Genomic DNA, 26689 nt, shown 5'->3' on the forward strand with positions numbered 1-26689 from the left:
TTGTTCAATTTGTTCTTTGGCTTTTTCGATGTTTGTTTTTGCATCAGTTAAAGTTTCAAAACTGGATTTTAGTTTGATGAATTTTTCTTCTGCATTTTCGTTGTCCTCTTTATACTCTTCGAGCATATTAGTCCTAATGAATTCATCTAAATCTTCCAAAACCTTCACACCAACAACTTGATTAAATAAACTCAATCCTTTTATTGACCGCATACCAAAGACATTTGATATTCTTTCTCCATACGAAGTTGGACCATCAAAGAATTCAACTTTCTTTTTGTTAGAATTGGAATTGTATGTTTTATCAAGTCGCTTTTTCCAGGTGCCCTTACCATCAAATTGGCTAAAATCTTTTCAATATCAAGGGAACATATGCAATTCCAAAAGCCTATTCAATTTACCATCAGAAACAAACCATCTAACTTGAAAAAGGTAATCGTCTTTTGGTCAGTATTTGAAAACGATGCCAACAAAACAGAGACAAATTGTCCTTGCCTCATAATGTTTGTGTTGTGGTGTAATTCTCCTTCTCGTTGTATATTTCCATAATGCCCGCAAACGTAAGTTTCTTCGGTTCTGTCGCCCTTCTTCTCCTGATGATTGATTGTAAAAACGGTCTTTTCTTTACTGGAACAAGTAAGGTTAGCAATGCATCAATAAAAGTGCTTTTCCAGAAGCGTTTGCACCAGTTAAAGTGAATTATTTTCCTTGTGGATTTATTCTAAATATTTTGTCGTGAAAAATTGCCCCAATTGTAAACTTCCATATATTGAAGTCTAAATCCAGCCTTTCTGAACTTGTACTAAATAGACTCCAATTTTCTTGTAATTTTAAGTTACGCTCTTGAAGGATGTCCCAAAGTTACTTTCTCTTTAAGTATTCTTTAGTTTAAGTATTTCCGTTTCGATTTTCCTTTTTTGCTGACTTCGGATAAATAACCCAACTTCCACAATATTATTTATGTAACCATCTAACTCTTTCAAAAATTTAACTCTGTTAAATTTTTCGGGAAGAATAATTCCACTTCTTCTTTTATTTCCAAATTGGTAATGAATTTTCAAAAACCTGAAATTGAGTGAGGGTTACTGTCAAACTCTTCAAGGGTTTGTCTTAAAACAACTAATACAATTGATGTTTCAAATCCAATTTGTCTTCTTGTTACAAGCCCTAATGTGTGCCTTGCTGTCTTCAAACTGTTTTATGAATGCAAATCCTTCTTCTTTCTTAACGATTAGTTCTAAGCCAATTTGACTAATGTAATCTTGAATTTCAGTTTGATAATTCACAACATCATCCCAAACATTGGAAGTGCGTTCAATTGAACCTTTGAGCAATTTTACAATTGCTTTTGAATACAGTTTTATATTTCTCTCTAAACTACTCATTTTGGTCAAGATTATTTCAGGTATTTGAATTGATTTTATTCTCAATATCAAATTCGATTCTTTGTTTTTATCGGGGCTTATGGAATGCTTAAGTCTTTACTACTCCAATATATCAAACAGTTCAGGCAGTCCTTTTCTATTCCACCATAATTCTCAATTACCTCGGCTATTATTGTTGTTTTTGAGATTTGTCTCTAAGGACTTCTATTATTCTTCTCCTTAGTATTTCCTTGTCATTGCAGAAAGGTTGAACAATTTATTAAGATGGTTTGAATGTGAAATGTTTTCGTCTATAATTTTGGTTTCGTTTTATAGAGTAAGTTCTTCGCTTTTGCTCAAAAGTTAGTTTTCTCTCAAAATTGGAATATTGATGTCAACATCTATTTCAAGTTCAAAGGAAATGTCAGGTTTTATTTTTGCCTTGCTCAATTCGATTAAAAGACTTCTTAATGTCTTGAATAATATTTTGTAATCTCTGACTTTGACACTACATTTTCTCGAATTATTCTACTCAAACTTCTCTGCCATCTTATCGTTGGCTTTGAAACCTTTTGTCCAGAAGAATGAAGATGTTTCTTCATTCCTTTTAGAAAGTAATCGTAATCTCAATTTCCTTTTCTTCAAGTGTTTTATACAATTCCTTTGTCAAGTTTCCCCATTCTTCTTGTAATGCAGGGGTTAGAATGAAAGTGTAAAAAAGCATAAAAACTTTTCCTTGTTGACTATTTTCAACTCGTCAATTGCATCAAAAGTAAATTCAAGAATGTGGCTTTTGTTAAGCTGCCCTCAGCGTGTTTGAGATAAATATCTTTTGTTATTTCTTTGAAGTTGTCTTCAACTTCACTAAAGTCAGAAAAGATTCCTTAGCGGGTTTAGTCAACTGATTGAAACGAGGAACCTTCAAAGTCACAAATACTACCCATCTTCTCCGATTTTAATTCTTTGTATTTGTTGTTGTTCTATTTCCAGTTTTTTGTCTTCGAGTAATTGTATTCGTTTTTCAATATCTTCATTGGTAAACTCAACAAGTTCACTAATTGATTAAATATGTTTTTGAACTTGATTCTGCTCCCACATATTCCTCTTTTTTTAGGCTTGAAAGCCAGTCCAAGTGTTTTGCTTGAATGTAATGAAAGTTCATAATATATTTCTCCTGTTTCGTCTTGGTAGTTTGTCAAAAACCCTTTAGTTGTCCAGCTCTGAACATACTTTTTTGCTTTAATTTCATAAGAGTGTCAGCAAAAGGTAATTTCAATCTCTTCGTCAATTTTCCACTTGAACAGATTCTAAATAGTCCGCCAGTTGGTTATGTATTTTTCTGATGAAATTGTTCTTGTTGATTTAGAAAGAGTATTGACTAAAAAGTAATAATAATCTCTCTGTTCCGAAGTTTCAGAAGGTCAACGCTTGGAGAGTTGTTTAATATGTCTGCTATTTTTGAACTGTCAATCATTAGACGTATCGGTGTTGTGCGGTGGCAAAATTTAGCTCTTTTGGTTTTAAGACGTTGAAAGCGTGTGTCGGGCAAAACCAAATGCTAAATGTGCGGTTGGGTTTTCTGTCTCGTATGTTTTTCTGTTCATTTTTTCTGTCGGTTAATGTTAGCACTGTCGTCTTATAGGGTGACGCATAACGTTTGACGGCTTGCCCCAGGCAGGGGTTTAGCTGCTACGACGTCGCCAAAGCACAAAGGTAAGTAGGAAGCAATACAGTTTGATTCCATCATCAGCCCCGCTTGCGGAACAAGCCGATATTATGCATAGTTATTATCCACGCCAAACTTGGTCAATAAGTAGTCAATGAGTAGTCCATAAAGTATAAATACTAAAGGGTAAATAAAACTACAAACAACCAACGTGGTTGTAAATTTACGTAAGTCCATAAACCAAACATAATTGTCAACGGAATAATGTAAATGTATTGCCATAGTGGATGTAGAGAAAAAAGTCCACTGTCGTTTGTCACTAGGAATGGTTGTCGGGTGTTGACTTTCATAATAGTTTACGGTTAAATAAGTCGCTGTATGATTGATAAACAAAGCAGAACCGCAGGCAATATTTTATTGAAACGTGTCTTGGAGTCTGCAGATAGAATATTTTGCAAATAAGCCTTTATACCAATGCCTTGCGAACTTTGCTTTGTCTTTAAAGCATTAAAAAGTCGAACACTAATATTAATAAGGATGAGAAAAAATAAACTCTAGTCAAAGTTTTAGGCGTTTTCTCTCATACCATACCGCAGGAATAAGTAAAGACTTGTTAATATAAGTAGGAATAGACTGAAAGAATAGAAGGCGGTGTAATGTTCTTTTGTCCGCTTTAAAAGATAAAGACACGCAATAAGTAAGACGTTAATTAGTAAGTTATGTCCATTTGTCCAATTACGCATAACATTTATTATGCGTAGTCATTGCTTTTTAATGAGTATAAAGTCGCCTCATCTTTTGTTTTATTACATATTCACCACTAAATGGAAGGTCGCCAACTGTAAATATTATTTTTGATTGTCAACAGTAAACCCGCCAAACCATTCAGGTCGGTCGCATAATGGTCGCCCTTGCACAGAGTAGTTTTTCATATAAATGCCACCCTCCCCGTCAAATTCAATTATTGAAATTGCGTCTTTGGTATATTCCCGTTGCATAATTAATGTGTCAACGGTGGAAAGTTTTGTCAAATGCCATTTCTCACCTAACAAATAAATATTCCCACCATGAACTGTATCATCTTTAAATCCTATAGTGTCCCTATTGAACAGAATTTGTCATATCTGCTAACGAAGCAACTGTCGTAAAAAGCACAAGCAAAAGTGTCTGAAAGGCGGTTGTCATAAATTACGCATAACGTTTGAGGGCTTGGCGAAGGCGGGCAATTAAAAGCACTTCACTGTCGCACCGCACCAAAGTTAATTAAAAGCACAAACGGTTGAAGTTCCGACTGAACGCCCGCTTTCGCTAAGGCCATGTTAGCGGCTGCTCTTCTCATCTGTCCTCAAATGGTATATTATTTCTTGCTCGTTTAGTCCCGTTAATAAGTCGTTAAAGAATGCGTTGTCAACATCAACTCGTTTATTGAGTTGTCTGCAAATTTCATTTATCTTTTTTAAGTCCCAATAGTCAGGTTTTAAGTTTAATTTTTAATTTGAAAACTGCATGTGTCATTGTGTCCAAAAAGTTTGACAGCTGTCTCCGTAGTTATGTCTTGAGTAAAGCTTTCTCTTTTCAACACAGCCGTCCAGCGATTTAATGCTTTTATTACTCGTGTCCTTTGCACTAACAAAAACAGTCTGCAAAAGGTCAGGTCTATAATGAAAACCAATTTGTGAATTTACTCTTAGTAAGCACTCGAAATTTGTCCTATCGGAAAAACTGTCGCTTAGAATAAGTTGTTTCAAATTATGTGCATCGCAGTTTGCTGTCGTGCTGTTTTCAATTAGTTTGAACCTGCCTTGCAAGTATTGATAAGCCGCAGTTGGTTTAAGTATAAAATGAGTATTAGAGTCGTCGTCTTGCTGCCTTGTTGTAAAATACGATAGTCTAACCATACGTATTTGAAGTCCCACTTAATTTTCTTTAAAAAAGTCGTGTCGATAATGTCTAATACTATGGCTTCGTTTTGGTGTTTGTGTGGTTGGTGATGCTGTTTGAGTTTGTTTTGATTGAAACTGAGGTAATATAAAGTCAAGAAAAAAACGGGTTAAAACAAAAATCAATGTCGCAATAGCAACATATCTTAAAACAACTTTCCATGCGGTTTCTTTATTATTTTCTTTTTCTTTTATAACGTATCCTAAGTTCTTTAAATCTTTCATAGTAGAGTATCCTTTATCAGTAAGGCATAAACATTCTTCTCCTTCAATATCTTGGTTTTTTCTTCTGAGCATTCCATCTGCAACTAAGAAATTCAAAAGAGGCTCTATTATAAAGTATTTGTTGTCTGGATTAGGTTCTTCATCACAATCAGAATCTAGTATCATGTCATTAAAAAGTTTTGGATTACCATGTAAGTCTCTCAATAGATGGTTTTATTTCCATCAGATCTTAGTAAAGGATGCATCACATAGTTCAGCCTTTCTTTTTTAGTCATAATCTTTGTTGTGATTTTTCCCAACTGCTGCTCTTTCTGTCTTCATTCTTGTCTGTGTCCGCACTGTCGTCATAGAGTAGCCGCTAACCTTTAGACTTGCACTCCAATCTTATGCAAGTTATATTTGAATAAACTAGAAAAAAGAAAATTAACCGAGAACAGGGCGACCTATGCGCTAACAAGGTGTTGCGACCTATCAAACGATTCAGTGCCCTGCTCTCTCGGTTATGTTGGCTCAAATAGATATTCAGGATTACAGGCCCATTATAAAGGTTTCGAGATAAACACTTAACCCTTGGTTAATTCCTTTTTCACTACAGACAAATTTATGAAAATAAAGAAAGAAGAAAAGCAGATGCAAAAAAGTTTCATTAAATTGATGTTTCCAAACTCACCCTTGATGTATGCATCATCAACCATGAAGGGTTTCAGGAACATCAGCAGTTTGAAAACACTAAACAAGGCTTTAAGAAAATGTATGCCTGTTTAGTTTCAACCGGAGTTTTTAGTTTCACGCAAGCATTGTTTTGTATGGAGCATACGGGAATTTATACCAGAGAGCTGGTGGAATACCTGTTGTCTCATCAAGCCAATGTATGGATGGAATCGGCACTTCATTTAAAACGGAGTATGGGTATGACCAGAGGAAAGAATGACAAAGTTGATTCTTTCCGGATCGCGCGTTATTCAATGACCAATGCTGATCAGGCAAAATTGGTAAACATATCTAACAAAACACTTCCAACGTATTAAAGATATGGTGAGCAGTCGTGATCGTATCAAGAAAAGTTTGCAATCCATTAAGGTATCCATTAAGGAGATGGAACGCGTGGATAAAGCCACTGCAAAGGATTTAATGAAACTAAACAAAGCTGCTTTAACAGGACTTTTAAAAAGTAAGGACGCTACTGAAAAGAGAATTTTGGAGTTGATTAATTCAGATGAAGAACTAAAAAAAATCTTTGAATTGGTTACCTCTGTTAAAGGAGTTGGAAATGTATTAGCAACAGAGCTGATTGTGTTCACCCAGGGATTTACCCGGATGACAAATGTAAAACAACTTGCCTGTTACTGTGGTGTCGCTCCCTTTTCGCATACATCCGGCACAAGTGTTAAAGGGCGGACAGGCACCTCTAATTTTACAAATATGGGTTGAAATCCACTTTGCATCTGGCTGCAATTTCATCTACTCAGTACGTTCCGGAACTGAAGACTTATTTTGAGCGAAGGTGGCGGAAGGGTGAAATCAAAAATGTGTGTAATCAATGCAATCAGGAACAAATTATTAAATCGTGTACTGGCTGTTGTAAAGAGGAGACCTTATGAGGAAAATTATTCTAAAATAATTTGGTGATGTCATAGATATCGTTTGAGGGCTTGTTGCTGGCGGGGCTTAAATGCACTCACCTGTCGCCAAGCACCAAAGGTAATAGAAAGTGATAGCTGTTGAAGTTCCATCGTCAGCCCCGCTTACGGCAAAGGCGCCGTTAGCTGTAGTTAATTTCTTTTTCAAGTCTTTAAATCCTGTCCAGTCCGTATGGTAGTTTGAGTAACGAATTGTCAAGTAGTTACTTCTATTTCTAGTAACCATATAATGGTCTCCTGCATGGCTGTGACCTTCGTCCTTAAAGCTTCTGTCAACTACGTCATTAATGAAGTCGATGATTTGGTCTTGGTCGTTTTCAGAAAGGTCTTTAGTCCACTGTTCAATTATTTTACTGTTTGGATACTTTTTAAATTGTTGTTCGTCACAGTTAACGGTGTCTTTATGATATAGTAATTTTAGAATTTTGTCATCAGTCCGAAAAACATACATTATTTCAGCGTGTCGCCCACTCACCGCATTCAGAAAAAATATGCTCTTATCGTCAAAGTGTCCGCCCCAAAAATGTTGTCTAATAGGTGTTTGTCCCTAAGTCGCAAAGTTGCTGGGTTTGTCAAGAGCAACTCATTATAAGGATAGCATGCCTATTAGTAGTGTCGGTCGGTTCATTTTAATTACAGCTAACGTTTTGCAGCTACCCGAAGGGCGGGAATTTCACCACAAAACTTGATTTGAAAAACTAATGTTTGATTAACCATAAAACTGTCTTTGGAACACGAAACCCCGCCTTTTGGGTAGGTGCTGTTAGTGGTATGTGCTTTATTCATTTTCAAATTCATATTGTTTTATTTGTTGCCCAGTAAGTGTCGAATATAGTTTTCCTTGACTTGTTAGCATAAGACTTCCTTGTTTTAAAACTCTATTTCAATCGGTTCGCCAAGATTAATTTCATTTTCAACTTTTCCTGTCTCCAATGTCGATGTAGCATAAATACTTTGGACCACCCTTTTCATATTCCCAACGAATCCCAAGGATTTTATCAAGTTCGTTTGAATATTCGATTTCGAGAAAGTGTCCAATTACATTAGTTGTCCAAAGAGTTTCAGCGTTTGAAAGTGAAACTGCCGCAAGAGGATTTGTCGAATATGCACAGATAATTTTGTCTTTAGAAAAACAAGCGTCAAGCAAACCAAATGATTTATGTGTAAAACTCTTAATAGTTTTTCTGTCTGCTCTGCTTACAAGTGTTGATGTTGACGACTTTTCAAATTGGTTAATGGTTGAATATGGGTTTTCTCTTATAAATTCAATCCCTCTTAATTTTTCCACTGTTTCGCCAGTCTTCTTGTCGAGGAAAAAGCACCTTGATTTTCCGTGTCGATATAAATTAAGTCGTGATAATGATTTAGAATTATTGCTTTTGCAGGTTTTTTGATGTCCTTTCGTTGCCAAACAATTTCCCCGTTGTCAGCATTATAAAGGGTAACGGTTTTATTGTCGTAACCTGCAACTGCAATTTGTTTACCATCTTCTGAAATTGATATAGCATTTGTCATTCCGCACACAATGTCAGTTGAGAATTTGGAGACAAGTCCATTATTTATGTCCCATACTTGAACATTCTTTTCCCATTCAGCAACGACAATTCTGTCACCGTTTACTGTCGCTGATATTGCTCTTATTTTTTCGTATTTCTGTGTTGTCATTGCATTACCACTAACGTTTTGCAGCTACCCGAAGGTGGCGATTTCGAAGCACTTCACTGTCAGCCAAGCAGAAACTTTGATAGAAGCACAAAGCTTGATTTAACCACTGAACCGCCACTTTTGGGTAGGTGGTGTTACCAGCCGTATTTCTTTCTGTCGTCAATATTTTGTCGTTACGCTATTTGAAAAACTACCTGAATTATTTTTGCCTTTATAGTTTATTTGAACTCTATATTGTTTGTCCTTTTCAAAATTGTCAGAACGAACAATGAATGAGTTTAGTCCTTTTTTTGCTTTTGCCTTTGTTGTTGCAATAGTTTTACCTGCGTCATAATCTTGAATTTCAATTTCAACTTCTGTTTTGTCCACAAAATATATTATTACTTCAACTTCGTTTCTTTGCTTGCTGATTATATCTCTAATGTTATTTTCAGTCGTGATATATGTCCGTTCTCGCTTTTTGCCTTTTTCAACTCCTTTAATTTTCGTGTATGTAATTATTCCTTGCACGTTACCAAATTCAATAAATGGCATTGGAAAGAAAGGTAAAATGTAATATCTGTATGGGTCGCTTTTGGCTTGAACGATTTTTTGATAAGTATTTCCGTTTATTGTGTCATAGGTAACACCTTGTAGAAACAAGTCTTTACCGTTTTCTGTATCAATGATTTTCAATTCAGTTTTATATTCTTGGAAAGGGAACAAATTGATAGCCTACGTAATATCCACTGTCTGTAATTGCAACCAAAAGTTCTTCTGGTCTTTCGTAAGAACCACTTAAATAGTTATATCCTTCAACTTCAAATTTTAGTGCTTTTGTTTCATTTACAATTGTGTCGCTTTACATACTTAAATTCTTGAATTGTTTGTCTTGGTATTCAGCAAGATTTGTTGTGTCGTTATACCATTTTCTGCGATAAAATAATTGAATTTCATCACCTTTTTGTATGTCAAACTTTGTTGAAGCTGTGTAATTATTTTGCAACCCTTGGATATGCTTTGTAATTGTCGCCCATCAACTGCTTTGTATAAAACTGTCCGTTGCTTGAAACAACAAGAGATTGTAGGTCGGGAATAATCACAAGATAAATTTCTGAGTTGTCTGTTTGATAATATTTTCTTGGTGTTTTTCTGTCTGAACCAAACTGTCTCTTGGGTAACTGCTAGTGTGTCAATGAATTCAATTGAAATTTGCGTTTCTTTTCGAAGATTGTTCCTATCTGCTTATTGTTGGTTTGGTAGTTGATTTTATGAACGACTTTTTATTGTCGTCAAGCAGGCAATAAATACCATTAGCAAAAGTTTCGTAGAACGTTTTTTTGTCGTGTTGTTCGGAATAGTCCTTAAAGTCTGCCGTTTGGAATTTGTGATATTTTACGTTGTCAATAAGTGTATCTGCTAATCTGTTCTTGTTTGAAGTCCAATAAATTCGGTTTTTCTTGTCAAAGTAAGTCGCCTTGAAAAAAGTTTAGAATTCGCAAGTTCGTTTCTGGATTGTCCAAAAGTCAAACTACTGATTAGAAGTAATAATATAGTTAATGTCTGTTTCATTCTCGGTGTCGTTCTAATATGGCTGGTAACGATTTATTGCCGATCATTCCTCTCACCCTATCTCACCCCGAAAGCCGGATGGGCGAATGTTTACGGCCTTTCAAAAGTATAACTTTTTGGGCGTATTCGGAAGCTTTAGGTTGTTGCTTTCCTCCGGTAATACATCAAACGGACTGACAATATGACGGAATTTCGTGGAGCTGACATGGGTGTAGCATTCTGTGGTTTTGATGTTTTTATGTCCTAACAAGGCCTGTAAGTCCCGGAGATTTGTTCCCATTTCTAAAAGATGCGTGGCATAACTATGCCTTAACCAATGGAGGGTGGCATCCTGTTTTCGTATCCCGCTTTTCCGGACAGCATTTTTGAATACCTGTTGTACCGAGCGCTCACTGTAAGGTTGACTGTCCAATTGCCCTTCAAAGAGAAATATTTTGGGTCGGTAAGCCTGGGCATAATCATTTAACAAGAGTAAGATACTCTCCGGTAAAGGAACCATCCTGTCTTTATTCCCCTTCGATTGGCGGATCATCAACAGCCGTTGTGAAGCTTCAATGTCTGTCAACCGGATCCGAATGACTTCTCCAAGTCTTAAACCACAAGCATATACCAGACTGATCATGGCCCGGTGCTTTAGATTTCCCAGCGTATGGAAGATATTCGAAACCTCTTCCCGCGTGAGAAACTGCGGCAGATGGTATTCCTTCCGCGGTCGTTCCAGCATATCTGAACTCATATGGATGGAAAAAGTATGATTGTAAAAAGATTTGATAGCATTGATCGCCTGATTTTGATAGGAACGGGAGATTTTTTCTCTATTACAGGTATTGCATGTATTGACTTACATCTTCTTTTCGTACTTCTTTATGGTTTTTATCTCCTAACCAGATGAAGAACTGGCGCAAGGCCTGCGAATAAACTTCGATTGTTTTTGGAGCGTATTGCAGTCCCTTTAAATGATCACTCCATTTCATCAGATCAGGCATTGCACCGGAAGTACTTATTGCGGTAACTGCCTGAACAAGTGTTTTCGGAACAGACGGTCGAACAGCAGGCACTTTAGGATAATTTTCCATAAGCGGCCGACCCTGCAAATTATTTCCGGTTTCCTTTGATGTGGGAGATGGTCCCGGTGGAAGAGATGAGACATCCGCCGGAACAACGGTAATAGCTATTCCTTCCACCTCCCTTACCCGCATCAAAAACTCCTCCGTCCCCGGCCCATACCAGCTGCCCTTGGTCTTGCTCCAGCGAAGAGGTACCGCAGCACGCAGTTTCTCAATGATGGCTTTGTCGTATGCAAATTTCAATAGCCATATGGCTTGTCCCTTATGATTGCCCCTTTCGAGTCGCAAATCCGCCTTTTTGTTCATACTACAAAACTCCGCATTCGTATTTGCATAAGTCGTATAGTAAACATTTGTATCCGTTTAATAAACCAACTATTCTTCAAAATCCAAATATCCACACTTCATCTCGTCAGAATCAACTCCGCGAGACGAGGTGAGCATGACGAGACGAGAACGCTTTCCGGGGATTTACTACCTTTGTCTTCCCATGATCATCACCTCCTCTTCCCTTCTTAAAAAATTGCTGTTGCTGTTCCTGGTAATTGCCGGGTTGATCTTAGCAAAAAGCTTCCTCATGCCATTGACCGTGGCCGGAGTGCTCGCCACCCTTTTTCTTCCGCTCAGTAAGCAACTCGAAAAACACGGTTTTCCAAAATGGCTCGCCGTACTTTCCTGCCTGCTGATCTTGCTCCTGGCAATGGCGGGAATTATTTCCATGCTGGGCTGGCAGATCTCCGAGCTGATCGATGACTTCGAACTGATTAAAATCAAAGCCCTCGAAACCGGCGCGCGCATCCAGCAATACCTCCTGATTCATCTCGGCATCTCCCTCGAAAAACAAATGCAGGTGCTCAAGGATCAGGAACACTATCTCCCCTCCACCCTGCAACTCTTCGCGGGGAAAATGGCGGGCATTTTTACGAATATCGTGCTGATCCTGGTGTATGTCTTCTGCTTTCTGTATTACCGAAATCATCTCAAACAATTCCTGCTGCGCCTCTCCCCAAAAGATCAACAACCGGAAATGGAACAGATCATCTACAGCACCTCGCGCGTTTCTCAGCAATACCTGCTCGGACTTTCTAAAATGATCGTTTGCCTCTGGATCATGTACGGCATCGGCTTTTCAATCATCGGCGTAAAGAACGCGGTGATGTTCGCTATCCTCTGTGGCTTGCTGGAGATTAATCCCTATATCGGTAATCTCACCGGCACCCTGCTAACGCTGTTGGTAGCAGCAGTGAATGGCGCGAGTGTTCCGATGTTAGGAAGTATTGTGATAGTGTATGGAAGCGTACAGCTCATTCAGGGATGGATCCTCGAGCCGCTCATCGTTGGACCGCAGGTAAAAATAAATCCGTTCACGACGATCCTTTCCCTTGTCATCGGTGAATTAATCTGGGGAATCCCGGGCATCTTCCTCGCCATTCCCGTCATTGCCATGCTGAAAATTGTTTTTGATCATATCGATTCCCTAAAGCCCTACGGCATGCTCATCGGTGAAATCAATACCGGCAAAAAAGAACCCGTATTCATCAAAAAAATATTAAGCATTGTGAAGTCCAAAGAGAAATAATTACTATTAATACTACTTCATTTTTTGCTTCGGATAAAAATGATTTTTCAACCACGGAGGCGTGGAGGACACGTAGGAGCACGGAGAATAGTGAAAAGATTTATAATATAAATTGAATTCTTGGTCTTTAACGCTCCTTGCAGCAATCGGAAATAGAGCCTCACTCCACATTAAACCATCTAACCCATCTTTAGCTAGGCGTTGATAACGATTGAAAACATTACTTACAATTTCACATTGAGCCTAGGACACATTAATCCATCTAACCCATCTTCAAATTAACCATCTTCAAATCTTCAAATTTGGTTCCGGATGTTTATCGGCTATATCAAAATAAATAGGCGCATGAATGTTTGTTTTAACATAGAGATTTTAATGGGAACGCGGATTACACAGATTCTTTGAATTATCGCGGATTTTTTAACCGGCGAAATTAATATTGTCTTCAGCCATCTCTTTGTTCCTTAATTCCATCCGCGTTCATCTTTTAAATCCGTTTCATCCGTGTTCCCATTTCTACGGCCGCCTAAAATAATGCCCATAATTCCATCCGCGTAAATCGTTTAAATCCGTTTCATCCGTGTTCAAATTTCTACGGCCGCCTAAAATAATGCCCATAATTCCATCCCCGTTCATCTTTTAAATCCGTTTCATCCGTGTTCCCATTTCTACGGCCGCCTAAAATAATGCCCATAATTCCATCCGCGTAAATCGTTTAAATCCGTTTCATCCGTGTTCAAATTTCTACGGCCGCCTAAAATAATGCCCATAATTCCATCCGCGTTCATCTTTTAAATCCGTTTCATCCGTGTTCCCATTTCTGCGGCTCCCAAAATATTGATCTGAGTTAGTAGTTTATTCATCTGTCGACTGGATTAAACCTTTCCCCGGTTTTTCTATCCATGTCGGGTATATTTGCAGGCCCATGAATTTCCAAACCCTCTATGAAGCACATAAGAACAAGGTGTATAATCTTGCGCTGCAATATGTGCAGAACAAAGAGGAAGCAGAAGAAATTACCCAGGATGTTTTTATGGTGATTTATAAAAAGATGGATGCCTTCCGCCACGAAGCCGGTGTCAGTACATGGATCTATCGCATCACCATCAATAAGTCGATTGATCATCTCCGTACCCGTCAACGGAAACAGAAGCTGGTGTCCCTGTTACAGGTAATAGGTATTCGCCCCGACGAGATGGATCCGCCAGATTTCGATCATCCCGGTGTAAAGCTGGAGCAGAAAGAACGGATGCAGGAAATTTTTAAGGCGATCAATGCGCTGCCCGAACGTCAGAAGACCGTCCTCCTCCTGAATAAAATAGAAAAAGTTCCGCTGAGCGAAATCGCTCTCATCATGGACCTCTCCCCGAAAGCCGTGGAATCGCTGCTGATGCGGGCAAAGGCAGGACTGGAAAATAAATTAAAAGAAAACGAAGGAATCTAAACCGAAATACGTCTAACAAAGAAATGAATCAACCTCTCGACTTTCTGAATCAGGTACAACCGGCATCCATTCCCTCCGGAATGTACGAGCGTATCGTTCATCGCATCGAATCAGAGAAAAAAATGTCTTTTACCGGCACCACAGGAAAACTGGTCCTTGGCTGTTTTCTGCTCGTGCTGGTGGTCAATATCTCAACCCTGATCCACCGCAATGATGCCATCAGCGATGCGAAACAACTGGTGCGCGGCATGCAACTTTCTAACGATAACGACCTCTACAAATGAATAAACTGCGCTTCTTTACGATAGCCACTATTGTCCTGCTGGCAGTAAATATTTTCCTGCTCTGGAAAATGTCGGGTAACGGTGTGCATCCCCGCGACCGGCCCCGCAAAGCAGTAATCGAACGACTGGGTTTGGATGAGGAGCAAATTAAAAAGTACGATGTGCTGATTCAACAACACCGGGCGATGGTGAAGCAATACAACGGGGAGTTCCGTCAATTGAAAAATGCACTCTATGGCACGCTCTCTTCCGGGGAAGGGAAGATAAATACCGATTCATTGGTGGTGCTGATGGGGATGAAGCAGCAGGAAATCGAGAAATTGCACTACAGCCATTTTCAGGATATTCAGGCCCTCTGCACTCCCGAACAGGAAGAGAAATTCCATTCGCTCACGCAGGATATCGCAGCCATCTTCGCTCCTCCACATGCGGATAAAGAAAAAAAGTGATGCGTAAAGTATTCGCTCTTACGGTTGCGTTCACCCTCGCATTTCTTGGCTCCTCCTCCACGGCTACCGCACAGTGGACCTTTCGCTTTAAACCGGTTATCGGGGGAAAAGAAATTTTTCCGGATAGTTGTTATCTCCTTTCGCACAACAACAAAACCGTCTGCATCTCTACATTGAAATTCTATATTTCAGGAATGGCATTGAAGAACGAGAAGAACAAAATCATCAGGGAAAAAAAGAGTTTTCATCTGATAAATATTCAGGATACAAACAGCTTAACCATCTCTCCGCAGCTTTCAACAAATTTTCAGGCTTCTTCGCTGCAATTCTTTCTCGGAATAGATAGCATCACCAACAGTGCAGGAGTGCAGGGCGGTTGCCTCGATCCGATGCAGGGCATGTACTGGACCTGGCTGAGTGGCTATATCAATCTGAAACTGGAAGGTCATTATCCGTCCGACAGCACATCGTTTCAATACCATCTCGGCGGATACCGTGCTCCCTTTAATACATTGCAAACAGTAGAAATCGAAATTCCGAACAAAAAATATATTGAGATCCCGATCGACATAGAACACATATTCTCTCAAACAGACGCTTCTTTCCCGGATCATATTATGTCTCCCGGAAAAGAGGCGATGCAATTATCAAAGATAACGGCGACGATGTTCCCCTCTTCTGTGAAATGAGCAAACAATTTCTCCTCGCCGCATTCATCCTGTTCTTGCTGGTCGCGTTTCGCAGCAGGGAGATGCCGCTGTTTGTTGCACCCCCTTCCTGGCCACAGCCGCACTGCGATTTCAGTGAAAATCCATTAACCGCTTCAAAGATTGCTCTAGGTCGCGTGTTGTTTTACGATCCCATCCTCTCCGCCGACAGCAGCACCTCCTGTTCCTCCTGCCATTCTTCCTACACCGCCTTCGCGCATACCGACCACGCCCTCAGTCACTGCATCCACGACAGCATCGGCACCCGCAATGCGCCGGCATTGATGAATCTCGCCTGGAAGAAATCATTGATGTGGGATGGGGCTGTTCATCACCTCGACCTGCAAGCCCTCGCTCCCATAGCTCATCCTGCGGAGATGGGGGAAGAATTGCAGCATCTGACCCAGAAACTCCAAAGCAATGGCATGTACCGCGTACTGTATAAAAAGGCTTTCGGCGATACATTGGTCACCGGTGAACGCACATTGAAGGCCATTGCCAAATTTATGTTGGTGCTGGTAAGTGCTCAATCGAAATACGATAGTGTGATGCAAGGGAAGACACAATTTACTTTACAGGAAAAAAAGGGCTACCGTTTGTATCAGCAACATTGTTCGGGTTGTCATGCAGAGCCGCTGTTCACCAATGATGAATTCGCATACAATGGTCTGCCTGCTGATCCGAAACTGAACGATAGCGGCAGAATGAAAATTACCGGCGATCCAAAAGATTCACTCCATTTCAAGGTGCCCACATTACGCAATATAGAAGTCTCCTACCCCTACATGCATGACGGAAGATTCATGAATCTGACCGCTGTCCTGAAACATTACAGTACAAGCGCATCATCTCTCCCACAAAACAATCCTAAACTTTCCCTCCCTCTTCCCCTAACACCTGCCGACCGCGTCGACCTTCTGGCCTTCCTTCTCACCCTGACCGATAAAAACTTCTTATTTAATCCCGATTTCGCCTACCCGAAAAAAATAATTGAACAGGCAACGAAGGAATCGGAACGTTTTAGGAAATAACTACGTTATCCGGTAAATAGTTTATGATAGCCGGAACAATAGAAAAGTTATGCCTTATCCCAATGAAAAATAACATGCTCTTCTATATTCTTATTTAAAACGCAGCGATCGCAGCGGTTTATCATAACAAATCATAATAATCATAAAAAATCAGCGGCCTATCAGAATTTTATTCTCATGAAAAAATCCATTTGCGTTTTGAACCGTCCCCTACCCGAAAAAATAATTGACCCGGCAACGAAGGAATCAGAACGTAGCAAACGTCTAAGGAAATAAGTAACCTATCCGACAGCCCATCTACATGAACAAACGTTATCTCCTCTTCATCCTATTGCTGCAAGGGCTCAGCGTATTTTCTCAGGCACCGGTGATCACTTCCTGGCTCATCAATACCAACGGAAAGAAGGCCAGTCATTATGTAAACGGAAACAGCACTGCCATTGCAGATGCCGACTCCGCCAATGTGCAAACCGTACGCTACTCCGCCAACTGGGTCTATGTACGCACAAAGGGGCTGCCTTCCTACACCACCGGACCCTTCCTCGATGGGAACCCCTCTCTCGCCACCAACCAAAATGCCATCTTCAAAATCTCCCGCAACCCGGTACAGAATACCGGAACTCCTGTAAATACCACCGCAGGAAACATCGGTATTTTCATCAATGGTGTTGCCCTCTTCGACTATAGGGACGGTGTTTCATGGAAGAATTCAACGAATAGTCTGGCCGGTGGTCCGCTGGGAGGTACAGGAGATGGAGTGTGGAACAGAGATGCCGTAGTGGCGGAAAAAGCCGGCTTCGATTGCTCCAAAGGTCATCCTGCTATGGGAAATTATCATCATCACCAGAACCCATCTGCATTTAAGATGGATCAGCAGGTCATCTCTACCATTTGCAACTTGTACAACGCGGATGGGTTGTATGTGATGGATTCTACCCGTCACTCGCCTCTGATTGGATTTGCCTATGATGGATTTCCCATTTATGGAGCCTATGGCTATTACAATACCAACGGCACCGGTGGCATCAGCCGGATGAAATCAAAATGGAAGCTGCGCAATATCACCGTGCGCACAACGAACTATAACGGAGTACCGGTGACAGCAGGTCCACCTGTGAGCACCACCTATCCGCTGGGTTATTTCCGCGAAGATTACGGCCCCGATGGCTCTGCCACCACACCGGATTATCTGGATGAGCACAACGGCCGCTTCTGCATCACCCCCGAATACCCCGCGGGCATCTATGCTTACTTCTGCACCGTCGACAATAATCAGAACTCCGCCTATCCCTATGGGGTCGGACCTACATTTTACGGGACGAAAACAGGATTAAAAGTGACCTCCATTACTGAGACGGTCACCACCTATACTGCGCCATCTACCGCTTCCTTCCAGCTCCGCTTGTACCTTCAGGGACCCTATATGGCCAACAATGTCATGAACAGCGTAGTGGGTAACGGCAACGCAGATACGATAACTGTTCAGTTACGCAGTACCGTGAGTCCCTATGCCGTATTACATACCACGACCGCCCTTTTATCCACTGCCGGAATTGCCGGTCTTTCCATTCCCTATACCTTTACCGGAAGTTCCTATTACATTGTAGTCAAACATAGAAATTCACTGGAAACCTGGAGTAAAAAACCGGTAACGCTGACGGCATTAAACAACACCTATTACTTTGAACCCTATTAATCTGACACAGAGAAAAGCCAAAACAATATTTCCTCTATTCCTTAACGAACAAAAAACACAGAAAAGCCACAACAATAAAATGACCAGAAAACTAATTTACGCGCTACTACTTGCCATTTCCGGTAGTACTACCCAGGCACAAAATCCGGAGCTTAGTGCATGGCTGATAAACAGTACCGGACTAACGGCCAGCCACTACGTAAACGGCAACTCCAATGTGATTGTGGATGCTGACTCTGCCAACGTACAAACTGTTTTGTATTCTGCCAATTGGGTGTATGTACGTACAAAGGGATTACCGGCCTATCCCACAGGTCCCTTCCTCGATGGTAATCCCTCCCTGGCCACCAATCAGGATGCGATCTTTAAAATACCACGTCTCCCGGTGCAAAACACGGGTACGCCCACCGCTACCTCCGGCGGAAATATCGGCATCTTTGTCAATGGTGTCGCTCTCTTTGATTACCGCGATGGAGTAGCCTGGAATGCCAACACCAATGCCTTGTGCGGAGGTCCGGGAAATCCACCTTGCCCGGGAGGACCTAATGCCAACATGGACTGGAACAGAGATGCCATCGTGGCGGAGCGACTCGGATTTGATTGCTCCAAGGGACATCCTGCTATGGGCAACTACCACCATCACCAAAACCCCAGCGCCTTTAAACTCGACCTATCTGTCCTTTCAACGATCTGTAATCTTTACGACGCTGACGGACTTTACACGATCGACAGTACACAACATTCTCCGCTGATCGGCTATGCGTATGATGGCTTTCCAATCTACGGTGCTTATGGTTATTACAACACGACAGGTGGTGGCGGAATCGTGCGCATGAAGTCGAGCTATAGTTTAAGAAACATTACGGTACGCAATACCCATTATAACGGTACTGCAGTAACGTCAGGACCAAATGTGAGTACGACCTATCCCCTGGGTTATTTCAGAGAAGATTACGGTTATGTGGCACCAACGCCTTCCACTCCCGATTACCTCGATGAACATAACGGCCGCTTCTGTGTCACGCCTGAATATCCGGGAGGCACGTATGCCTACTTCTGCACGGTAGATGCCAACTGGAACTCGGCGTATCCCTATGCAGTAGGCCCGACATTTTACGGTGTGAAGACCGCCGCGAAAGTCACGTCCATTACCGAGCCCGTGACTGTTTATACTCCTTCCACTTCGTCTATTGAAAACAATGATCCGCGCTTCAGTCAGGTGACAATATTCCCAAATCCTTCCGGTGAATTCATCGCCATCCAAATCAACGACATCAACCGCAGCGAGGTATCCGTTGAACTCTTTGATATGACAGGAAAGCTGATCAACACAACATCCATCCATCCCGGAAGCACCATTACCTACTTTGATATCCGCACGCTCTACAACGGCGAATACATCGTTCGTCTAAACAGCGATGGGAATATCGTGACACGAAAAATTAGTGTATCAAGATAAACAGTATATCAATCCTCTTCACAATAATAACTTGAAGGTCGATCGAAAAAATGACGGTATTCCCAAAAAAAGTCTAAACAGGAACGCGGATTACACGGATTCTTTTGATTATCGCGGATTTTTTGGCCAATGAACTAAATATTTATCCCGTAAATTCCTTATGCCCTAATTCCATCCGCGTAAATCCTTTAAATCAGTTTCATCCGCGTTCCTGTTTTATACAAAATGATGAATAGAAGCGTCGATTTCAAAATGATGTATGGAAGCGCAGATTACACGGATTCTTTTAATTTTCGCGGTATTGAGGATACAATTTTTCTTTTGAATTGTGGTGATTTTCCAAAGTTAAGTAACAGGCCAAGTTGAAGGTCGGTCGCTCTTAAATAATTGATGAGTTGATATTCATGTTGTTCGCATATGCTTTCTGCAGCTTTAATTTCTATAATAAGTATATCTTCTACAATTATGTCGGCAACGTAAAAACCCACTTGCAAGCCTTCATAATGTACTTTTACTTGTTGCTGAGGCATGCACTTAATTCCTCTGTTCCTTAGCTCCAATAACAAAGCGTTTTCATAAACTTTTTCCAAAAATCCAGCACCCAAAGTATTGTAAACTTTATAAAAGGCATTAATAATATTTCCTGTCAATTGTTCATGCTGCAATTCCATCTGCGTAAATCCATTAAATCCGTGTAATCCGCGTTCAGAATTCTGCGGCCCGACAAATATAGATCTAAAAGAAAATTTACTCGTCCGTTAAACGAATACAATTGCTTAGGTCTCGGATTTCGATATACACAACAGCACGAATAGCCTCTTTTATGAGACATCCTGATTTAAAATAGGGGTAACAGATAGTAAGTTTAAAAACTCCAAAAAGTCAGCTTATACCCGCAGCGTTTTCATCGCCGCACCCCAGGCGATAACCTGATCAAGCAAGGTGTTGACTTCCTTCTCGTGAACTTGATTCGGCTTAAACTCGTTGTAGTTGATGAAATCAGTACCCAACGAAAGGACGACCTGTTCACGAACATCAGCCACCATAAGCTCTCCCATGACCAAACGCAATTGTTCTACAGACCTTGTTCCGCCCGTACTTCCGTAGCTGATGAATCCCGCGGCTTTGTTATTCCATTCTCTATATAAAAAATCAATAGCGTTTTTAAGCGCACCGGGAATACCATGATTGTATTCCGGTGTGACAAAAATAAAGGCATCAAACGAAGCAATCGTTGCGGCCCACTTCTTCGTATGTTCTTTAGAATACTGGCCCTGCATTGCCGGTATCGGTTCGTCCAAAAGTGGAAGATTAAAATCCTTTATATCTACCAATTCAAACTTTGTATCGTTGCGATGGCTCGCAATTTCATTGACCCATTTGGCCACAGCTTCTCCATTTCGGTTCGGACGAGTGCTGCCCAATATGATGGCTATTTTATTCATTTAAACTAAAATTATTATTCTTCACATTTTGTATTCACGTATTCCCCCTTACACTTTGCCATCCATTTACATTCAAATTTTAAAAAGCGAAGCCCCTTTCGATTAACAGGTTACAAACTCGTCTACCCTTTCGTTGGTCATGGATGGAAGATTAGGAAATATCCATGTTTCTGATGCCTGTTTTGCTAATCTGACAAACCGTCAAAGACTTCGCTATAAAATTTCAAACTGATAATGCAAACGGTTTAAAAAAGTTTATTTAATGCTTTTATTCACCGTTTACATTATCAGCATGAGTTATTTACTTCGGCAAATTCAAGCACCTGTGTATATGCCTTTCTCCTCATAAATAAGCCTGATTACTCTATTTCATTCCGTTATCCTTAGGATGAATACTATTCAATTGATCAAAAGGATATACTTTTCCACGGCTCAAAGATGGGTATTGATTTTTTATCATGTGTTACAACATTCATAAATTGGATTACATAATTCACACATTGGCATGCTGCCATTTGCCGGGCACCATTGCTTATTTTGATATCCGAGCCCTCTATATCAATCCGGAATTCTAAGAGAAAAAATGACTGATTCATCACAATTTGATTTATGGGAACACGGATGACACAGATTCTTTAAATTTTCGCGGATTTATGTATACAATTTTTCGTTTGAATTGTGGTGATTTTCCAAAGTTAAGTAATAGGCCAAGTTGAAGGTCTGTCGCTCTTAAATAATTGATGAGTTGATATTCATGTTGTTCGCATATGCTTTCTGCAGCTTTAATTTCTATAATAAGTATATCTTCTACAATTATATCCGCAATGTAAAAGCCCACTTGAAAGCCTTCATAATGCACCTTAACATGTTGCTGAGGTTTGCATTTAATTCCACGGTTTCTCAACTCCAATAACAAGGCGTTCTCATAATCTTTCTCCAAAAATCCTGCACCCAAAGTATTTTATACTTTATAAAAGGCATTAATAATATTTCCTGTCAATTGTTCATGCTGCAATTCCATCTGCGTAAATCCATTAAATCCGTGTAATCCGCGTTCAGGATTCTGCGGCCCCCAAATATAGATATGAAAGAAAATTTACTCGTCAGTTAAACGAATACAATTGCTTAGATAATGTAAAACCGATGTTTCTATTTGAAATAACCTAAATTTGCTTTCAATACCCTGTATGCTATTTCTCACCGATGCACTGAATTCAAAAATGAAGTACCTCGAATCATGAAAACACGACGACTATTTTTTAAGAATAAAGCATTTCATTTTTCTAATGGGATTTTACTCCCGGCAAAACGACATATCAAAAAGTCATCTCATCGGGTCTGCCTACTGCTCACCATCACGCTTTCAATCTTTCTCCTACAACCCGCCTTTGCTCAGTCTTCCTTCTTCCCCGTCACCGACTGGATGAACATTCATCTCACCAAATTGGGCGGACGTGCGGTACTGTTAGTGTATAAAGACGGGAAAATCATCTATTCAAAATCAGTAAATGCGATGAGTCCGCGTCAGGAGAAAAGGAGCCTCTGGCTGGGAAAACAGCTTGGTCTCACCCCTGAAGAATCCATCTCACCCTTTACACCCGATACCTATCTCCCCATCGCCAGCAGCAGCAAATGGCTCAGCGCAGCACTCTTCCTGACCTTTGTAGAAGAAGGACTTGTGACCCTTGATGACAGCATAGGAAAATTTCTTCCGGTAATGACAAAACAAGGCAAGGGAAATATTCGGATGTGGCAATGCCTCTCACATACTACCGGTATCAAAGATCCTCCGATATTAAAGGGCATTCGTGCATCTCAAAACTGGAATAGCATGGAGGAAGCAGTAGAAAATATCGCTGCATTGCCGATGGAAGGGGCGTCCGGTAAATCCTTTCACTATGGAAATTCCGGATTGCAACTCATCGCGGCCGTCTGTGAAAAAATCGGGAGGAAGCCTTATGCAGTACTGTTTAAAGAAAGATTAACACGACCGCTTGAAATGTCCTCCACCGATTTCGGAAAACAAGTGGTGCCTGTTGCGGCGGGAGGTGTTCGCAGTACAGCTAACGACTATCTGCATTTTTTAGTGATGATGTTACAGAAAGGTGTCTACGGACCACAGCAATTAATACGCCCTCCATTGATCGATTCTCTTTGCATAAACAGAGTGGGAACAGGTGTGAAGAACCAATATACACCTGCTGAAGCACGGTATTGGGGCTATGGTTTTGGTGTTTGGGCGATGGATGGTGCAGGTGGCGGAAGGAAGAGCAATGTGATCACCAGTCCCGGACTTTTCGGCAGTTTTCCTGTCGTCGACTATCAACGGAAATACTGCGCCGTACTCCTCACCCTCAACATAAAATCTTCCGGCCGGCACGAAATGTATCTGGAGCTGAAAAAGAAACTTGATCGTGCGGTGGATGGCATGATGATGATGTAATGACAGGTCGCGACCTGTCACCGGATCGTGCGGTGGATGGCATGATGCGACCTGCTTAGTGTAACCTCGCCGTCCTGTTCCTCATCAAGTCCGCGGCCTGTCCTTACTGTAACCTCGCCCTGTCTGTATCGCTCCGCCGCGCGGGCGGGCCCCCCCCGGAAGCGCGCCCGGGGCCCGTTCCCCGCCCCGCCTCACCGCCCCCCCAAAAAAAAGAAAAAGAAGGGGGAACATACAAAAAATTGGTGCACCCACCAACCAAAAAAAAAAACCCATACCTTAAACGAGCAGTGTATGTTGCGAAATGATATTTTCTTCGAAGACCCTTGTGGAGCCTACAATTGGTGTAGAAATAATAGGGATTTCTTCTCCAAATTTACTTTGCAATGCCTTTACTATATCCGAAAATAAGAGCGACTTTGATTGCGCAGTGATAACACTGGACAATTCTTCAATTAGCACTCCGTTTTCCATTTTGTATGAAATGTTATTTTCATCAATGGATGCGGAAGCAATTAACTTTTCCGCAAGCAGCTCTCTTACCACTTCCTTTGCATTGTATGTTTTCTTTAAATAAATGATGATATTTACCATATTGTGCCTGGCATCTCGTTATTGGCCCTGACCCAGCGAGAAGGCTGCTTTACCATCAAACGAATAGAGATTTTCTGTTTTTATGGTATCAATGTTTTCATTGATGGTATTTTTCAGAAGTTCAATGATCGTTTCCTTGTTTATTTTAGCACCGGCCTCCGGCTTAAAACGACATCTCCAATGGTCGGTGCAGAAAGTTTCTTTAAAGCCATCCGGCCATACCTTGATACCTCTATTTGTAATCATGGATAGTTTTACGCCATTGCTTTCAATCTTCTTTACTTTCTCTGCCAATTCGTTGGGGTTCGTCCCGCTCCAATGAACAAAGATGTCCGCTCCCACTAATTCTTTTATAGCAGCCGGTTTACGTTTATATTTAGGCAATACCAACGCTGCATTATTACTGTATGAAACCGGTTTTAGAATAGAAGGCTTTTTACCCAGATTATTTATTACGGCTGTTGCAAATTCTTCTGTACCTACCTTTTGTTTACTCGTTCCTTCCTTATAAATATCATAGGTATGAATACCCTCTTCCAGTGTTCTTAACCAGGCATTCTGCACTTTTTCAGCCACGCCTGTCTGACCAAGATGATTAAGCATCATAACAGCACCCTGCAATAAACCGGATGGGTTGGCTACATTTTGTCCTGCTCTTCGGGGCGCAGAACCATGTATGGCTTCGAACATGGAGCATTCCTCACCAATATTGGCTGACCCCGCCAGCCCCACAGAGCCGGTTATCTGAGCAGCTACATCACTTAATACATCTCCGTAGAGGTTAGGCATTACAATAACATCAAATGCCTCGGGAGTGTCCGCCATTTTAGCAGCTCCGATATCAATGATCCAATGTTCATTTTCAATTTCAGGATACTCTTTTGCAATTTCATCAAATATCTGGTGAAACAATCCATCCGTTTGCTTCATGATATTGTCTTTTGTAAAGCAGGTTACCTTTTTACGGTTTTGCTGCTTTGCGTATTCAAAAGCATAACGGACAATCTTCTCACAACCCGGTCTGCTGATCAGTTTTAAACACTGTACCACTTCATCCGTTTGCTGGTGCTCAATACCTGCATACAAATCTTCTTCATTCTCTCTTATGATAACAATATCCATGATCGGGTGCTTGGTGCTTACAAAAGGATGCAAACTCCTGCATGGCCTTACATTGGAATAAAGACCAAGAAACTTCCGTGTGGTCACATTCAGACTCTTGTATCCTCCCCCCTGCGGAGTGGTAATAGGAGCCTTTAAAAACACTTTGTTCCTCCTGATCGTTTCCCAGGACTCTGCCGCGATACCTGAAGTATTACCGGCGAGGTACACTTTTTCTCCCACTTCAATTTCTTCGATTTCAATTTGAGCTCCCGCCGCCAGAATTATTTTCAAAGTCGCGTCCATGATTTCAGGACCGATGCCGTCGCCTTTTGCTACTGTTATTTTAGTCATTGCTGTATATATTTAGTGTTTTATAATTGCATTTACTTCAGGGCTCCAATCGTTAACATATCCTCGAGATACAGCTAATCGAATTGTTTTTTTATAATGATGGCTACGGTTTCCTATATGAAAATCTTTGGCATGGAAAGCAATTTGCATGCTCACAGTAGGTCTGTCCACATAATTGGGCATGTTGTTACTGGTGATGGTTCCCGTACCTGAACTTCTGAAAAAGCTCAATTCAAGACGATACGGCTTTGTGTATCCGTTGAAGTGCAAGGTACCATTCACCACACATGGCCTTGAACTATTATTATTAATACTGATGATATCCGCGGGGCTTAGCTGACCATCAAAAACGAAATACGTTTTGGACAGATCATTTAACCAATCGTCCAGCGTATCGTTTCCAATTTTAAATTTACTAAAATCAACCTGTAGTAAAAACTCTCCGGTGATATTATTCTTAAATATAAATGCTGAATTGCTTATTCTGTAACAATCCACTTTATTGTAACAGGTTTCTACAAAAGCGTTAGAAGGGACCACGTTTTGAGCGAAAGCCGAATGGTTTATTGATAGGATCAACCCGATGATCCATAATTTCAACAATGGTAAAATAAATTTTGTTTTCATATTAATTTGCCTGGTTGCCTTGATAAACACGCGAATACTGCATTTGTTTATTTCAATCGGAATCCCCGGTTTCTATTGACCCGGGCTTTTCACCTTCCGATAACTTACATGTAGGTGCCCAAGAATTTCCGTGCAAAATTGAAGAAAAATATTTATAACTTTTTATTTATATTTATAATGTAATCTATAAAATATTTTAATGAAATAGCAATGTGGCTTAAATATATGCACGTGCGTTTTTCGATTGGTCACGATCTGTTGCTACACGCCCTGTTTCTGTTTCCCGCTTTGTCTCTACGGCCTGTGGCTACATCCTCGCTCTGTTTCTGTTTCTCGCTCTGTTTCTGTCCCTCGCTCTGTT

The 26689-nt window shown here is 40.7% G+C and carries 25 protein-coding genes and 2 pseudogenes; 11 read left to right on the forward strand and 16 right to left on the reverse strand.

Going from position 1 to position 26689, the window contains the following annotated elements:
- The 4 genes and pseudogenes from IPJ86_05595 to IPJ86_05610 form a co-directional block, all read right to left on the reverse strand.
- The coding region (locus IPJ86_05595; protein ID MBK7886784.1) for a hypothetical protein at positions 1–213 on the reverse strand (213 nt) is incomplete at its 3' end.
- Between the two features lie 486 nt (positions 214–699).
- A pseudogene (locus tag IPJ86_05600) lies at positions 700–1385 on the reverse strand (DUF4194 domain-containing protein).
- 959 nt (positions 1386–2344) lie between these two features.
- Entirely contained in the window at positions 2345–2608 is a 264-nt protein-coding gene (locus IPJ86_05605; protein MBK7886785.1) for a DUF3375 family protein, read from the reverse strand.
- Between the two features lie 2338 nt (positions 2609–4946).
- Positions 4947–5399 carry a hypothetical protein gene (locus tag IPJ86_05610; GenBank protein ID MBK7886786.1) on the reverse strand — a complete coding sequence of 151 codons (453 nt, stop codon included), beginning with the start codon at positions 5397–5399 and terminating at the stop codon, positions 4947–4949.
- Positions 5400–5845: 446 nt separating this feature from the next.
- Here IPJ86_05610 and IPJ86_05615 point away from each other — a divergent pair, with 446 nt between their 5' ends.
- Together IPJ86_05615 and IPJ86_05620 are read left to right on the forward strand one after the other, a co-directional pair.
- Positions 5846–6223, forward strand: a complete 378-nt coding sequence (locus IPJ86_05615; GenBank protein ID MBK7886787.1) for a transposase — start codon at positions 5846–5848, stop codon at positions 6221–6223.
- A gap of 4 nt (positions 6224–6227) precedes the next feature.
- Positions 6228–6626, forward strand: a complete 399-nt coding sequence (locus tag IPJ86_05620) for an IS110 family transposase (protein ID MBK7886788.1) — start codon at positions 6228–6230, stop codon at positions 6624–6626.
- A 237-nt stretch (positions 6627–6863) separates the two neighbouring features.
- Here the strand turns inward: IPJ86_05620 and IPJ86_05625 are convergent, their stop codons facing one another.
- The 6 genes from IPJ86_05625 to IPJ86_05650 form a co-directional block, all read right to left on the reverse strand.
- On the reverse strand, positions 6864–7286 hold the full coding sequence (locus IPJ86_05625) for a hypothetical protein (GenBank protein MBK7886789.1): 423 nt from the start codon (positions 7284–7286) through the stop codon (positions 6864–6866).
- A 462-nt stretch (positions 7287–7748) separates the two neighbouring features.
- A complete protein-coding gene (locus IPJ86_05630) occupies positions 7749–8123 on the reverse strand; it encodes a hypothetical protein (GenBank protein ID MBK7886790.1) in 375 nt (124 codons plus the stop codon).
- The gene (locus tag IPJ86_05635; protein ID MBK7886791.1) at positions 8111–8500 is read right to left on the reverse strand and encodes a hypothetical protein; all 390 of its coding nucleotides are present in this window, start codon (positions 8498–8500) and stop codon (positions 8111–8113) included. Before IPJ86_05635 ends, IPJ86_05630 begins: the two co-directional genes overlap by 13 nt.
- Before the next feature lie 159 nt (positions 8501–8659).
- Entirely contained in the window at positions 8660–9175 is a 516-nt protein-coding gene (locus tag IPJ86_05640; protein ID MBK7886792.1) for a hypothetical protein, read from the reverse strand.
- Between the two features lie 976 nt (positions 9176–10151).
- Positions 10152–10787, reverse strand: a complete 636-nt coding sequence (locus IPJ86_05645) for a tyrosine-type recombinase/integrase (GenBank protein MBK7886793.1) — start codon at positions 10785–10787, stop codon at positions 10152–10154.
- An 82-nt stretch (positions 10788–10869) separates the two neighbouring features.
- Complete coding sequence (locus tag IPJ86_05650) at positions 10870–11424, reverse strand: phage integrase N-terminal SAM-like domain-containing protein (GenBank protein MBK7886794.1); 555 nt, start codon at positions 11422–11424, stop codon at positions 10870–10872.
- 136 nt (positions 11425–11560) lie between these two features.
- On the opposite strand from IPJ86_05650, the gene IPJ86_05655 reads away from it, so the two are divergent.
- From IPJ86_05655 to IPJ86_05690, 8 genes are all read left to right on the forward strand, one after another.
- Positions 11561–12697, forward strand: a complete 1137-nt coding sequence (locus IPJ86_05655) for an AI-2E family transporter (GenBank protein MBK7886795.1) — start codon at positions 11561–11563, stop codon at positions 12695–12697.
- 925 nt (positions 12698–13622) lie between these two features.
- On the forward strand, positions 13623–14141 hold the full coding sequence (locus IPJ86_05660; protein MBK7886796.1) for an RNA polymerase sigma factor: 519 nt from the start codon (positions 13623–13625) through the stop codon (positions 14139–14141).
- Positions 14142–14164: 23 nt separating this feature from the next.
- Positions 14165–14425, forward strand: a complete 261-nt coding sequence (locus IPJ86_05665; protein MBK7886797.1) for a hypothetical protein — start codon at positions 14165–14167, stop codon at positions 14423–14425.
- Positions 14422–14874, forward strand: coding sequence for a hypothetical protein (locus IPJ86_05670; GenBank protein MBK7886798.1), 453 nt, complete (start codon positions 14422–14424; stop codon positions 14872–14874). Before IPJ86_05665 ends, IPJ86_05670 begins: the two co-directional genes overlap by 4 nt.
- Positions 14874–15563: a hypothetical protein gene (locus IPJ86_05675; protein ID MBK7886799.1), complete on the forward strand. Its 690-nt coding sequence runs from the start codon at positions 14874–14876 to the stop codon at positions 15561–15563. The genes IPJ86_05670 and IPJ86_05675 overlap by 1 nt, the downstream gene beginning before the upstream one ends.
- Positions 15560–16612 carry a c-type cytochrome gene (locus IPJ86_05680; protein ID MBK7886800.1) on the forward strand — a complete coding sequence of 351 codons (1053 nt, stop codon included), beginning with the start codon at positions 15560–15562 and terminating at the stop codon, positions 16610–16612. Before IPJ86_05675 ends, IPJ86_05680 begins: the two co-directional genes overlap by 4 nt.
- Before the next feature lie 301 nt (positions 16613–16913).
- Positions 16914–18308, forward strand: coding sequence for a YHYH protein (locus tag IPJ86_05685; GenBank protein MBK7886801.1), 1395 nt, complete (start codon positions 16914–16916; stop codon positions 18306–18308).
- 79 nt (positions 18309–18387) lie between these two features.
- Positions 18388–19767 carry a YHYH protein gene (locus tag IPJ86_05690; protein MBK7886802.1) on the forward strand — a complete coding sequence of 460 codons (1380 nt, stop codon included), beginning with the start codon at positions 18388–18390 and terminating at the stop codon, positions 19765–19767.
- Positions 19768–20039: 272 nt separating this feature from the next.
- On the opposite strand, the gene IPJ86_05695 is transcribed toward IPJ86_05690, so the two are convergent.
- The 3 genes and pseudogenes from IPJ86_05695 to IPJ86_05705 all read right to left on the reverse strand — a co-directional run bounded on the left by IPJ86_05695 (position 20040) and on the right by IPJ86_05705 (position 22233).
- Entirely contained in the window at positions 20040–20438 is a 399-nt protein-coding gene (locus tag IPJ86_05695) for a GxxExxY protein (protein ID MBK7886803.1), read from the reverse strand.
- Positions 20439–20654: 216 nt separating this feature from the next.
- A complete protein-coding gene (locus IPJ86_05700) occupies positions 20655–21212 on the reverse strand; it encodes an NAD(P)H-dependent oxidoreductase (protein ID MBK7886804.1) in 558 nt (185 codons plus the stop codon).
- Positions 21213–21819: 607 nt separating this feature from the next.
- Positions 21820–22233, reverse strand: a pseudogene (locus tag IPJ86_05705) (GxxExxY protein).
- Between the two features lie 216 nt (positions 22234–22449).
- On the opposite strand from IPJ86_05705, the gene IPJ86_05710 reads away from it, so the two are divergent.
- The gene (locus tag IPJ86_05710) at positions 22450–23655 is read left to right on the forward strand and encodes a beta-lactamase family protein (GenBank protein MBK7886805.1); all 1206 of its coding nucleotides are present in this window, start codon (positions 22450–22452) and stop codon (positions 23653–23655) included.
- Positions 23656–23931: 276 nt separating this feature from the next.
- On the opposite strand, the gene IPJ86_05715 is transcribed toward IPJ86_05710, so the two are convergent.
- Genes IPJ86_05715 through IPJ86_05725 form a run of 3 tightly spaced genes read right to left on the reverse strand, consistent with a single transcriptional unit; the run spans position 23932 to position 26328 of the window.
- Positions 23932–24246, reverse strand: a complete 315-nt coding sequence (locus tag IPJ86_05715) for a hypothetical protein (protein MBK7886806.1) — start codon at positions 24244–24246, stop codon at positions 23932–23934.
- A gap of 18 nt (positions 24247–24264) precedes the next feature.
- A complete protein-coding gene (locus tag IPJ86_05720; protein ID MBK7886807.1) occupies positions 24265–25701 on the reverse strand; it encodes an NADP-dependent isocitrate dehydrogenase in 1437 nt (478 codons plus the stop codon).
- A gap of 12 nt (positions 25702–25713) precedes the next feature.
- On the reverse strand, positions 25714–26328 hold the full coding sequence (locus IPJ86_05725; protein ID MBK7886808.1) for a hypothetical protein: 615 nt from the start codon (positions 26326–26328) through the stop codon (positions 25714–25716).
- Positions 26329–26689 lie beyond the last annotated feature (361 nt).

The organism is Bacteroidota bacterium (assembly GCA_016713925.1).
Taxonomy (GTDB): domain Bacteria; phylum Bacteroidota; class Bacteroidia; order AKYH767-A; family OLB10; genus JAJTFW01.

Coding starts and splice junctions, on each gene's coding strand:
- IPJ86_05620 (MBK7886788.1), top strand. CDS start 6,228: ATGGTGAGCAGTCGTGATCGTATCAAGAAAAGTTTGCAATCCATTAAG.
- IPJ86_05625 (MBK7886789.1), bottom strand. CDS start 7,286: ATGTATGTTTTTCGGACTGATGACAAAATTCTAAAATTACTATATCAT.
- IPJ86_05635 (MBK7886791.1), bottom strand. CDS start 8,500: ATGACAACACAGAAATACGAAAAAATAAGAGCAATATCAGCGACAGTA.
- IPJ86_05645 (MBK7886793.1), bottom strand. CDS start 10,787: ATGAGTTCAGATATGCTGGAACGACCGCGGAAGGAATACCATCTGCCG.
- IPJ86_05650 (MBK7886794.1), bottom strand. CDS start 11,424: ATGAACAAAAAGGCGGATTTGCGACTCGAAAGGGGCAATCATAAGGGA.
- IPJ86_05655 (MBK7886795.1), top strand. CDS start 11,561: ATGACGAGACGAGAACGCTTTCCGGGGATTTACTACCTTTGTCTTCCC.
- IPJ86_05660 (MBK7886796.1), top strand. CDS start 13,623: ATGAATTTCCAAACCCTCTATGAAGCACATAAGAACAAGGTGTATAAT.
- IPJ86_05665 (MBK7886797.1), top strand. CDS start 14,165: ATGAATCAACCTCTCGACTTTCTGAATCAGGTACAACCGGCATCCATT.
- IPJ86_05670 (MBK7886798.1), top strand. CDS start 14,422: ATGAATAAACTGCGCTTCTTTACGATAGCCACTATTGTCCTGCTGGCA.
- IPJ86_05675 (MBK7886799.1), top strand. CDS start 14,874: ATGCGTAAAGTATTCGCTCTTACGGTTGCGTTCACCCTCGCATTTCTT.
- IPJ86_05680 (MBK7886800.1), top strand. CDS start 15,560: ATGAGCAAACAATTTCTCCTCGCCGCATTCATCCTGTTCTTGCTGGTC.
- IPJ86_05685 (MBK7886801.1), top strand. CDS start 16,914: ATGAACAAACGTTATCTCCTCTTCATCCTATTGCTGCAAGGGCTCAGC.
- IPJ86_05690 (MBK7886802.1), top strand. CDS start 18,388: ATGACCAGAAAACTAATTTACGCGCTACTACTTGCCATTTCCGGTAGT.
- IPJ86_05695 (MBK7886803.1), bottom strand. CDS start 20,438: ATGGAATTGCAGCATGAACAATTGACAGGAAATATTATTAATGCCTTT.
- IPJ86_05700 (MBK7886804.1), bottom strand. CDS start 21,212: ATGAATAAAATAGCCATCATATTGGGCAGCACTCGTCCGAACCGAAAT.
- IPJ86_05710 (MBK7886805.1), top strand. CDS start 22,450: ATGAAAACACGACGACTATTTTTTAAGAATAAAGCATTTCATTTTTCT.
- IPJ86_05715 (MBK7886806.1), bottom strand. CDS start 24,246: ATGGTAAATATCATCATTTATTTAAAGAAAACATACAATGCAAAGGAA.
- IPJ86_05720 (MBK7886807.1), bottom strand. CDS start 25,701: ATGACTAAAATAACAGTAGCAAAAGGCGACGGCATCGGTCCTGAAATC.
- IPJ86_05725 (MBK7886808.1), bottom strand. CDS start 26,328: ATGAAAACAAAATTTATTTTACCATTGTTGAAATTATGGATCATCGGG.